This is a genomic window from Phyllobacterium sp. MT110 (assembly GCF_058792715.1).
In genome coordinates, this window is the sequence record NZ_JBXAFE010000005.1 from 62,346 (window position 1) to 71,508 (window position 9,163).

General features: G+C 61.3%; 10 protein-coding genes and 1 pseudogene. 7 read left to right on the forward strand and 4 right to left on the reverse strand.

Annotated features, from left to right (window positions below; genetic code table 11):
* Positions 1-36 precede the first annotated feature (36 nt).
* Positions 37-1,035, forward strand: a complete 999-nt coding sequence (locus tag AC1Q5O_RS20065; protein ID WP_492565410.1) for a cytochrome d ubiquinol oxidase subunit II — start codon at positions 37-39, stop codon at positions 1,033-1,035.
* Here AC1Q5O_RS20065 and AC1Q5O_RS20070 read toward each other — a convergent pair.
* Complete coding sequence (locus AC1Q5O_RS20070; RefSeq protein WP_492565412.1) at positions 1,032-2,795, reverse strand: phospholipase D-like domain-containing protein; 1,764 nt, start codon at positions 2,793-2,795, stop codon at positions 1,032-1,034. The two genes, AC1Q5O_RS20065 and AC1Q5O_RS20070, sit on opposite strands and share 4 nt — an antisense overlap.
* Before the next feature lie 126 nt (positions 2,796-2,921).
* On the opposite strand from AC1Q5O_RS20070, the gene lepA reads away from it, so the two are divergent.
* Together lepA and AC1Q5O_RS20080 are read left to right on the forward strand one after the other, a co-directional pair.
* Complete coding sequence (gene lepA / locus AC1Q5O_RS20075) at positions 2,922-4,730, forward strand: translation elongation factor 4 (protein ID WP_492565414.1); 1,809 nt, start codon at positions 2,922-2,924, stop codon at positions 4,728-4,730.
* 6 nt (positions 4,731-4,736) lie between these two features.
* Positions 4,737-4,928, forward strand: a complete 192-nt coding sequence (locus AC1Q5O_RS20080) for a hypothetical protein (protein WP_492565416.1) — start codon at positions 4,737-4,739, stop codon at positions 4,926-4,928.
* 8 nt (positions 4,929-4,936) lie between these two features.
* Here the strand turns inward: AC1Q5O_RS20080 and AC1Q5O_RS20085 are convergent, their stop codons facing one another.
* Entirely contained in the window at positions 4,937-5,335 is a 399-nt protein-coding gene (locus AC1Q5O_RS20085) for a DUF1801 domain-containing protein (protein WP_492565417.1), read from the reverse strand.
* Between the two features lie 115 nt (positions 5,336-5,450).
* On the opposite strand from AC1Q5O_RS20085, the gene AC1Q5O_RS20090 reads away from it, so the two are divergent.
* Positions 5,451-5,615, forward strand: a complete 165-nt coding sequence (locus AC1Q5O_RS20090) for a hypothetical protein (RefSeq protein ID WP_223612295.1) — start codon at positions 5,451-5,453, stop codon at positions 5,613-5,615.
* Positions 5,616-5,801: 186 nt separating this feature from the next.
* On the opposite strand, the gene AC1Q5O_RS20095 is transcribed toward AC1Q5O_RS20090, so the two are convergent.
* On the reverse strand, positions 5,802-6,134 hold the full coding sequence (locus AC1Q5O_RS20095) for a helix-turn-helix domain-containing protein (RefSeq protein WP_223612294.1): 333 nt from the start codon (positions 6,132-6,134) through the stop codon (positions 5,802-5,804).
* Between the two features lie 79 nt (positions 6,135-6,213).
* Between AC1Q5O_RS20095 and AC1Q5O_RS20100 the strand changes: the two genes are divergently transcribed.
* The gene (locus tag AC1Q5O_RS20100; protein ID WP_492565419.1) at positions 6,214-6,489 is read left to right on the forward strand and encodes a hypothetical protein; all 276 of its coding nucleotides are present in this window, start codon (positions 6,214-6,216) and stop codon (positions 6,487-6,489) included.
* 196 nt (positions 6,490-6,685) lie between these two features.
* On the opposite strand, the gene AC1Q5O_RS20105 is transcribed toward AC1Q5O_RS20100, so the two are convergent.
* Positions 6,686-7,162 carry a hypothetical protein gene (locus AC1Q5O_RS20105; protein WP_492565421.1) on the reverse strand — a complete coding sequence of 159 codons (477 nt, stop codon included), beginning with the start codon at positions 7,160-7,162 and terminating at the stop codon, positions 6,686-6,688.
* Positions 7,163-7,783: 621 nt separating this feature from the next.
* On the opposite strand from AC1Q5O_RS20105, the pseudogene AC1Q5O_RS20110 reads away from it, so the two are divergent.
* Both AC1Q5O_RS20110 and AC1Q5O_RS20115 read left to right on the forward strand, forming a co-directional pair.
* Positions 7,784-8,056, forward strand: a pseudogene (locus AC1Q5O_RS20110) (Rdx family protein); the annotation flags it as partial.
* Between the two features lie 104 nt (positions 8,057-8,160).
* The gene (locus AC1Q5O_RS20115) at positions 8,161-9,117 is read left to right on the forward strand and encodes a sugar-binding transcriptional regulator (RefSeq protein ID WP_492565423.1); all 957 of its coding nucleotides are present in this window, start codon (positions 8,161-8,163) and stop codon (positions 9,115-9,117) included.
* Positions 9,118-9,163: the final 46 nt, after the last annotated feature.

The following is a 9,163-nucleotide window of genomic DNA, read 5'->3' on the forward strand; positions in this document are numbered from 1 at the left end:
CTGAAGCCATAGCCAAAATCAGACGCGGCATCATTCATGACCTTTGATCCCGCCATCATCCTTCCCTTGATTTTTGCCGGGCTGATGGGCCTGTCGATCCTGGTCTATGTCATCCTCGATGGTTTTGATCTCGGCGTCGGCATTCTTTTCGCCGCAACGGACGATGCGCAGCGCGACACCATGGTCGCGGCCATCGGCCCGTTCTGGGACGCCAATGAAACCTGGCTGGTCCTCGCCATCGGCCTGCTGCTGGTGGCCTTTCCCGCGGCGCATGGCATCGTGCTGCCGGCGCTGTATGTCCCCGTCACCGTCATGCTGATCAGCCTGATCCTGCGCGGTGTCGCCTTCGATTTTCGCGCCAAGGTTGACCTGCATGTGAAGCCGCGCTGGAATTTCGTCTTCGCCGCCGGCTCGATCACCGCTTCCCTGGCGCAGGGCTACATGCTCGGCGTCTATGTGCTGGGGCTTGACCAGTCAGCGGCCTGCATCCTGTTCGGCCTGCTGGTCGGTCTTTGCCTCACCGCGTCGTACGCCGCCATCGGCGCCGCGTGGATCATCCACAAGACCGAGGGCGCCTTGCAGCACAAGGCCGTCCTCCTGATGCGCCGGTCGCTGGTTTTCGCCGCGCTCGGCATGGTTGCGGTTTCGCTGGCGACGCCCTTGGCCAGCCCGCGCATTTTCGCCAAATGGTTCGTGCTGCCGGAGATGATCCTGCTCGCGCCGCTGCCGCTGGTCACTGCCGCGCTCTTTGCCGCACTCTGGGCCGTGCTTGCCAGGCTGCCAGCCGCCAATGACCGCTATTCGGCGCTGCCGTTCATGCTGATGGCGGGTATTTTCACCCTCGGCTTTGCCGGGCTCGCCTATTCCTTCTATCCCTATGTGGTGCCGGACCGGCTGACAATTTTCGCCGCTGCCAGCGCGCCGGAAAGCCTCGGCATCATCCTTGTCGGTGTCATCGTCGTGCTGCCCGCCATCGTCGGCTATTCCATCTTCGCCTACCGGGTGTTCGGCGGCAAGGCGCACGACCTGCGCTAGGACTGACGCGAAAAGGTCAGCCGGTCGCGCTCGCGCTGGCTTCCCGCCACGTAGAACTTGTCGAACCACGCCGTGCTTTCGCCCGATATGGCCTTGGGTTTCTTCAGGGTGATCTGTTTCGGCAGCGCGGCGATTTCCACCTGCATGCGGTTGCGGAAGTTCAGGTGGTCGAACATGCGCAGTGCCTCGATGGCAAAGGCCGTCGCCACCCGCTGATCCTCGATGATGACGAGATGATCGCCATTGCCGGTTTCCCCCGAAGGCGAGAAATTGCTCGATCCGGTGAACACCTTGGCCGTCGGCTTGTCGAAATCCACCACGGCGAACTTGTGGTGGATATTGATGCCGCTGCCGCCGGACCATTCGCTCTTGAACGGTTCCGGCGCGTTCTTGGCGAGATAGGCGAAATCGACAAGGCCGTTCTCGCCGCTCGGCTTCTGGATTTCCATGCCGCTCTTCTTGTCGACGACGCCATAGCTGAACAGCGGCTTTTTGATCAGACGGTCCAGCGCCTCGCGCACCGGGCCGGATTTGGTCTGGTTCATGAAGGCGAAGGAATAGAACACCGAGGATGTCGCCTGGTCGATGGCGCCGCCCACCGGCCGCAGCGACAGCTCCGATGTCTTGTGCGGCGAAAAACAGACATGCACCGCCGGGCGGCCCTCGCGTTTCACCGAATGCCAGACTTTCGAAAACGGGTCCTTGTGGAAATTGGCCATGTCGGTGAAGGCCAGCGTGAACATCTGCGCGAACAGCCCCGCCACTGCCTCGTCGTCGAAGATGAACAGGTTGTTGGCCTGGATGTAGAAGCCGCGGAACGAAAAGTTCATCGAGCCGCCCAGCACCCGCACCGGCGCGCCGTTGCGTTTGGCGATCAGCACCTTGTTGTGCTGCAGCCCGCGAAAATGCCCGCGTTTGACCCGGTCCGCCCCGGCGCTGGCAACAAGCCGCGCTGCCGCTTGGGTTTCCGCACTGTCCGGCGCGCCATGCCCGCTTTTTAGTCCGCCGGTCTTCTTGTCCGCCACGCCGGAATCGTCGATGATCACCCGCAGGCGGCTGCCGAGCTTTTCCAGCTGTGCCAGAAAGTCCGGCTCATTCAGGTCGTAGGCCAGCGCGTCGACCTCGATGGTCGGGTCCTTCACCGCCCAGTCGAGGAAGCCGAACAGCAGCCGGTGCGCCTCGAACCCCAGCCAGTCATAGATACCCGTCTTGGCGATTTCGGCTTTCTTGGCTGCGAAGGCGAGACCGTCATCCGCATTGGCGGGGATGATGTCATTGGTCAGGTGCAGCCGCTTCTTCTTGTCCTCGAAAGCCTGCGACGAGGCGAAGTTGCGGGTAAAACCGATATCGAGAAAGCCGTCATAGGTGACGCTGTCATAGCGGATCGGCAGCTCGATCATGGTGCCGCGCACCAGCTTGCCGTCCTGCGGCATGTGCATCTTGGTGATGCGGTAGGTGTAGATGCCGTCCTGCGGCTCATAGGGAAAATGCACCCAGCGGAACATCTGCAGCGGCGCTTCGGTGGTGGGGAACTTGACCCCGCCGGTCACCGCCTTCTTGGTGGGCTCGCCATAGTCGAAGGCGATGCGGTTGCGCAGATTGAGGAATGTGTCGCCCTTCGGCTCTTTGTATTCCACCGCGAAACCGACAAAATCATCCTCCGGCGCATCCACGTCGAAGCCCAGCAGGCACATATATTCGCCCCGCCAGAGCTTGACCCGGAAACCATCCGTCTCCTTGAAATTGAAGAATTCGTCCATCATCACATCCCCGGTGTGTGGCGCAGGGGCAAAATATAGCACAGACGATGCAATCTTGTGACGGTCCGGGCGGGCGGATTGCATTTCCCGCTTTGCGTTTTGCCTGTTCACTGCTAAATCGCGCGCATGAGCACTCCACTTGACCACATCCGTAATTTTTCCATCGTCGCCCATATCGACCATGGCAAATCCACCCTTGCCGACCGCCTGATCCAGCAGACAGGCGGGCTCGAGCTGCGCGACATGAAGGAACAGGTGCTCGACTCGATGGATATCGAGCGCGAGCGCGGCATCACCATCAAGGCGCAGACCGTCCGGCTGAACTACAAGGCCAACAACGGCGAGACCTATGTTCTCAACCTGATTGATACGCCCGGCCATGTCGACTTTGCCTATGAGGTGTCGCGGTCCCTGTCGGCCTGCGAAGGCTCGCTGCTCGTCGTCGACGCCTCGCAGGGTGTCGAGGCGCAGACCCTCGCCAATGTCTATCAGGCCATCGACAACAACCACGAGATCGTCGTGGTGCTGAACAAGGTCGATCTGCCGGCCGCCGAACCCGAGCGCATCCGCGAACAGGTCGAGGAAGTCATCGGCATCGATGCCAGCCAGGCCGTGCTGATTTCCGCCAAGACCGGCCTCGGCATTCCCGATGTTCTGGAAGCCATCGTCAACCAGCTGCCGCCGCCGCGCGAAGGCGACCGCACCAAGCCGCTGAAGGCCATGCTGGTCGACAGCTGGTACGACAGCTATCTCGGCGTTATCGTTCTCGTGCGCATCATCGACGGCGTTTTGAAAAAGGGCCAGACCATCCGCATGATGGGCACCGGCGCCAAATATCCGGTCGAGCGTACCGGCGTGTTCACGCCGAAGATGCTGGCCGTGGAAGAGCTTGGACCGGGTGAATTCGGCTTCATCACCGCCTCGATCAAGGAAGTCGCCGACACCCGCGTCGGCGATACCATCACCGAGGACAAGCGCCCGACCGATTCCATCCTGCCCGGTTTCAAGCCGGCGCAGCCGGTGGTCTTCTGCGGTCTCTTCCCGGTCGACGCCGCTGATTTCGAGGATCTGCGCGCCGCCATGGGCCGCCTGCGCCTCAACGACGCCTCGTTCTCCTTCGAAATGGAAAGCTCGGCGGCGCTGGGTTTCGGTTTCCGCTGCGGCTTCCTCGGGCTCCTGCATCTCGAAATCATCCAGGAACGGCTGGAGCGCGAGTTCAACCTCGATCTCATCGCCACCGCCCCGAGCGTTGTCTACAAGCTCAACATGACCGACGGCACGCAGAAGGAGTTGCACAACCCCGCTGACATGCCCGAGGTGATGAAGATCGCCACCATCGAGGAGCCGTGGATCCGCGCGACGATCCTCACCCCGGATGATTATCTCGGCTCCATCCTGAAACTCTGCCAGGACCGCCGCGGCATCCAGATCGATCTCAACTATGTCGGCAAGCGCGCCATGGTCACCTATGACCTGCCGCTCAACGAAGTCGTGTTCGATTTCTACGACCGGCTGAAGTCGATCAGCCAGGGCTATGCCTCCTTCGACTACCACCTCTCGGATTACCGCGAGGGCAATCTGGTCAAGATGTCGGTGCTGGTCAACGGCGAGCCGGTCGATGCGCTGTCGATGATGGTGCACCGCGCCGCCGCGGAAAAGCGCGGCCGCGACCTCTGCGAAAAGCTGAAGGACCTGATCCCCAAGCACATGTTCAAGATCCCGATCCAGGCGGCCATCGGCGGCACGGTGATCGCGCGTGAAACCATCTCGGCCCTGCGCAAGGATGTGACGGCAAAATGCTATGGCGGCGACGTCTCGCGCAAGCGCAAGCTTCTGGAAAAGCAGAAGGAAGGCAAGAAGCGCATGCGGCAGTTCGGCAAGGTCGAAATTCCGCAGGAAGCCTTCATCCAGGCGCTGAAGATGAGCGATAACTGAGGCTTGATGCAAGCCGGTTTTCCCCGCGCCCTGGCGCGGATGCTCGCCCTTTTTGGCATTCTGGCCTGTGCGGCCGCCTGCACCACGGTGCGGCCGCCCGTGCCACTGGCGCCTGTCCTGCAGGCGGACAGGCCGGAACCGCTGCCGCCGGAAATCAAGCCGCTGACGGTCGAACAGGCCGAACAGGTCGGGCGCTGACCGCCTGATTATGCGCGCGATTTGGCGGTGTTCAGCGCGACGGCGGCGCGGATGAGCGCCTTGAAGGCCTCCTCATCGATGATATCGCCCTCGTGCAGGTCTATGGCCCGCCGGGCATTGCCCTCAAGGCTGGAGTTGAACAGCTTTGCGGGGTCGGCGAGTGCCGCGCCCTTGAGAAAGGTCAGCTTCACCGCGCTCTTGTAGGTTTCGCCGGTACAGATGATGCCGGCATGCTCCCAGACCGGCACCCCGCGCCACTTCACGTCTTCCACCACCTCGGGATCAGCCTGCCGGATGAGCGCTCGCACATGCGCCAGCATCGGGCCGCGCCAGTCGCTGAGTGCGCTGATCCGCGCATCGATCAGCGCTGACGGGTTTTCGGTCTTGGTTGCTGCCGTCTTGTCCATCGTCTTGGCGTTTCCCTTTATGTCGACATACCACCCATGCGCATATTGCACTGCACAATCCGGGCGTGTGGATTTATCCTTGGGGTAACACTACATCGACACGGGTTACACACCAATGAGCTTCATCTTCGATTTCACCGCGCGCGGACGCCGCCGCAAGGACCAGGATTTCCGCAACGCCATGGCGCTCCTCAACGCCATGAGCCCGGCCGACCGCGCCGATATCGGCATCAAGCAGGCGGACTTCACCCGCATTGCCCGGGAAATGTCCCGCCGCTGAATTTGTTTTGCAGCGGTCGCAGTTGCAATAAGCGTGGTTCTTGGTGCGTGGTTCGACAAGCTCACCATGAGGGAAGTGGGTGGACTGCAAAGCTAATCTTAGACGCTGCAGAATATAGCTCCCTGCAATCCTCACCCTCCCTCATGGTGAGCTTGTCGAACCACGCACCGCCATTATGCAATGGCCTCAGCCACCGCCCGCATGGCGCTTACTCGCCAGTGCCTCGACCATGATCGCCACGGTTTCCAGATCATCCGGCGACAGCACCCCGATGGCCGCGCGGATGCGTTGCTGCGCAATCGGCTCGGCATCGGTCTCGTCTCCGAACGACAGCAATCTGTCCGGCGTCGTCTGCAGCACTTTTGCAATACGCACGACTGTCGCCAGATCAGGTTCACGCCTGCCGGTGACATAATTGCTGTACCGCTTCTCGCTTAAGCCAGCGCGCCGCGCCACATCCGCCTGATGAATGCCAAGCTCTTTGGTTCGCAGGCGCAGATTCGATGCAAATGATTCCATGAGAACAATTTGTTCTGGCAAAAACCACAGGTCGATCTACAATATGACGATTTAATATCGTCTATATGTGGACATTGCCATGTATTTTTCCAATTGTTTTGAATGGGTCATTTTCATCATCTGTCTTTTCCCGATCTGGGGCACGCTGCTTTTCCATGCGTGGGAAGCATCGATCAAGCCTTGGCTGGTTCCGAGGGATGAAATCACTGACATGGCCGACGCACTTGTCGCCCGGCATGGCGCGTTTGCCGGGTATCAGGCCTGGATCGAGGAGGACTATGCGTGGCGGCGCGGCGACATGGTGCGGCAGGGCGTCTGGCGCCGTGTGCGGCGGGAGTTGCGGCGGCGGGGATGAGTATTTCACCCCCCTCTGTCCTGCCGGACATCTCCCCCACAAGGGGGGAGATCAGCTGCCATCATTGTTTCAGCCAACCTTCAACATTGAAGATAATGTAAAGCCGTTGATGCCAATGTGATCTCCCCCCTTGTGGGGGAGATGGGCGGCAGCCCAGAGGGGGGTGAGGACACGATGCAATCTCGGTACAGCAGCATCACACCCGGGTGAACCGCATCATCCAGTTGGTTTCCCAGGTTTCGCCGCCATCGCGGGAAAATGCCTGTTCCCAGCATGGGGTGTGCTGGCAGGGTTCCCAGAGGAACCGCACGCGCACCGGCCGGCCATCGTCGGTGTCGTCGCCGTAGAACAGGCCTTCGTCCTGGTCGAACCGGCCGATAACAGGCGCAAACAGGCGGTTGCTCCGGCTGTCCGCCCAGTGCAGCGACCACGAGCCGTCGCGCGGGTTGAACAGGCGCAGCGTGATCCCGGCAAAGCCCTTGGCCGGAATGTCCATCTCTTCCAGATTCGCCGTGTCCTGCAGCAGTTTGCGCACGCGCGACGTGGCGGGAAATTCATCCCAGTCGTCGCAACCGGCAAACCGCTGTTTCAGCCGCAGATTGCGGATGGTCCAGTCGCCGATGAGAAAATCGAAATCCGCCGCGCTGCCGGTCGTCTGTTCCTTGCCGTCCATGATGCCCTCCCTCGCGCCTGTCTTCCGGGCGCGCGGTATAGCGCAGGGCTGCTGACAACCTTCTGTCAGGAGCAACCGTTGCCACGCCCGCTTTTGCGTCTGGCCGTTGAAAGAGGAGAATGACGGGCGGTCCTTGGGAACGCGGGTCTAGGGGTAGTCCGTATGCAATGCTTGCGATCCAAGGACCACCCGCCCCGGCGTTTTCAGGTTTTTGCCCAATGTACCACCACCGGGCCAAACCTCCCCGGCCGCACAGGTTTTCCTCCCTGTGAAGCCGAAGCGCCGATCCTTTCCCGACTTGCGAAAGTTTCCGGAAGCATTCCCGCCGGAAAGGACACGAGAAGGATAAGCGCGGATGGGAGAACGTGGATAAGTTTCACCCCAATTACTTTTCACCCCCCTCTGGGCTGCCGCCCATCTCCCCCACAAGGGGGGAGATCGCATCGGCATCGATCATCTTGCTCAGCTTTCACCTTTGAAGATTAGCTGAAACAGCTATGAAAACTGATCTCCCCCCTTGTGGGGGAGATGTCCGGCAGGACAGAGGGGGGTGAAAACCTATCCAGCAGCACCCCAACACAACAGCTTACATCCCGATGCGGAAATGCTAAGAAGCTCGGCATGACAACGAAACCGCGCATCACCATCCTTTACTGCACCCAATGCAGCTGGCTCCTCCGCTCCGCCTGGATGGCGCAGGAACTGCTGTCCACCTTTGGCGCCGATCTCGGCGAGGTGGCCCTGATCCCCGGCACCGGCGGCGTGTTCGAAATCCGCGTCGAGGGCGATCTGATCTGGGAGCGCAAGCGCGACGGCGGTTTCCCCGAAGCCAAGGTGCTCAAGCAGAAGGTGCGCGACATCGTCTGGCCCGAGCGCGATCTCGGCCATTCCGACGGGCACAAGACCGCTATCGCCGGCGAGGCGCTTAAGGACGGGGCAGACAATGGGGTCCCCGCCAGCAACGAGCGGAGCGAGGCGCTTAAGGGCGGGGCAGACAGTTGAGTAAGCCCGAGATTACCACATCAAGGCTGGACGATGCGGCGCGGGCCGGCTGGCTCTATTACGTCGCCGGCAACACGCAGGATGAGATCGCCGCCAAGCTCGGTATTTCGCGCCAGTCGGCGCAGCGCATGGTGTCGCTGGCCGTGTCGGAAGGGCTGGTCAAGGTGCGCCTCGATCATCCCATCGCCCATTGTCTTGACCTCGCGGCGCAGCTGAAAAAGCGCTTCGGTCTCAAGATGGTGGAAGTGGTGCCGACCGATCCGGGCTCGACCTCGACCACGCTCGGCGTGGCCGATGCGGCGGCGGATGAAATGACCCGCTGGCTGAAATCCGAGGCGCCGATCGTCCTCGGCATCGGCACGGGACGCACGCTGAAAGCCGCCATCGAACGGCTGTCACCCATTGAGTGTCCCCAACATAAGGTTGTATCGCTGACCGGCAATATTTCGCCGGACGGTTCAGCCGCGTATTACAACGTCATTTTCAATATCGCCGACAAGATCAAGGCGCGCTCCTTCCCGATGCCGCTGCCTGTTATCGCCTCCTCGCCGGAGGAGCGCGAGCTGCTGCACGCGCAGGCGATGATCCGCCCGGTGCTGGAATTGTCGGCGCAGGCCAATGTCGCCTTTCTCGGCATCGGCGACCTTGAGGATGATGCGCCGCTCTTCGTTGACGGCTTCATTTCGCGCGATGAACTCCTGGCTTTGCGCCGGGCGGGTGCGGTGTGCGAGATCGTCGGGCGGGCGTTCGACCGCAATGGCGTGCCCATCGAGGGCCTCACCAATGACCGCGTGGCCAGTGCGCATATTCCCTCGCGCGAGACGGCGACGGTGATCGCCATCGCCATGGGCGCCAAGAAGCTGCCCGGTATTGTCGCGGCGATTAAAGGCAGTCTTATCAATGGCTTGATCACGGACGAACAGACAGCCGAAGCACTCCTCCGTCCCGCCTGATTTCCACCGTTTTGCTGGAAGCGAAGGTTCGATGCTGCAGCGCAGC

Bases quoted from the DNA above. Each gene is read 5' to 3' on its own strand.
- AC1Q5O_RS20085 (WP_492565417.1), bottom strand. From the start codon at position 5,335: ATGGACAAGACGGCAGCAACCAAGACCGAAAACCCGTCAGCGCTGATC.
- AC1Q5O_RS20070 (WP_492565412.1), bottom strand. From the start codon at position 2,795: ATGGACGAATTCTTCAATTTCAAGGAGACGGATGGTTTCCGGGTCAAG.
- AC1Q5O_RS20080 (WP_492565416.1), top strand. From the start codon at position 4,737: ATGCAAGCCGGTTTTCCCCGCGCCCTGGCGCGGATGCTCGCCCTTTTT.
- AC1Q5O_RS20095 (WP_223612294.1), bottom strand. From the start codon at position 6,134: ATGGAATCATTTGCATCGAATCTGCGCCTGCGAACCAAAGAGCTTGGC.
- AC1Q5O_RS20090 (WP_223612295.1), top strand. From the start codon at position 5,451: ATGAGCTTCATCTTCGATTTCACCGCGCGCGGACGCCGCCGCAAGGAC.
- AC1Q5O_RS20105 (WP_492565421.1), bottom strand. From the start codon at position 7,162: ATGGACGGCAAGGAACAGACGACCGGCAGCGCGGCGGATTTCGATTTT.
- AC1Q5O_RS20065 (WP_492565410.1), top strand. From the start codon at position 37: ATGACCTTTGATCCCGCCATCATCCTTCCCTTGATTTTTGCCGGGCTG.
- lepA (WP_492565414.1), top strand. From the start codon at position 2,922: ATGAGCACTCCACTTGACCACATCCGTAATTTTTCCATCGTCGCCCAT.
- AC1Q5O_RS20100 (WP_492565419.1), top strand. From the start codon at position 6,214: ATGTATTTTTCCAATTGTTTTGAATGGGTCATTTTCATCATCTGTCTT.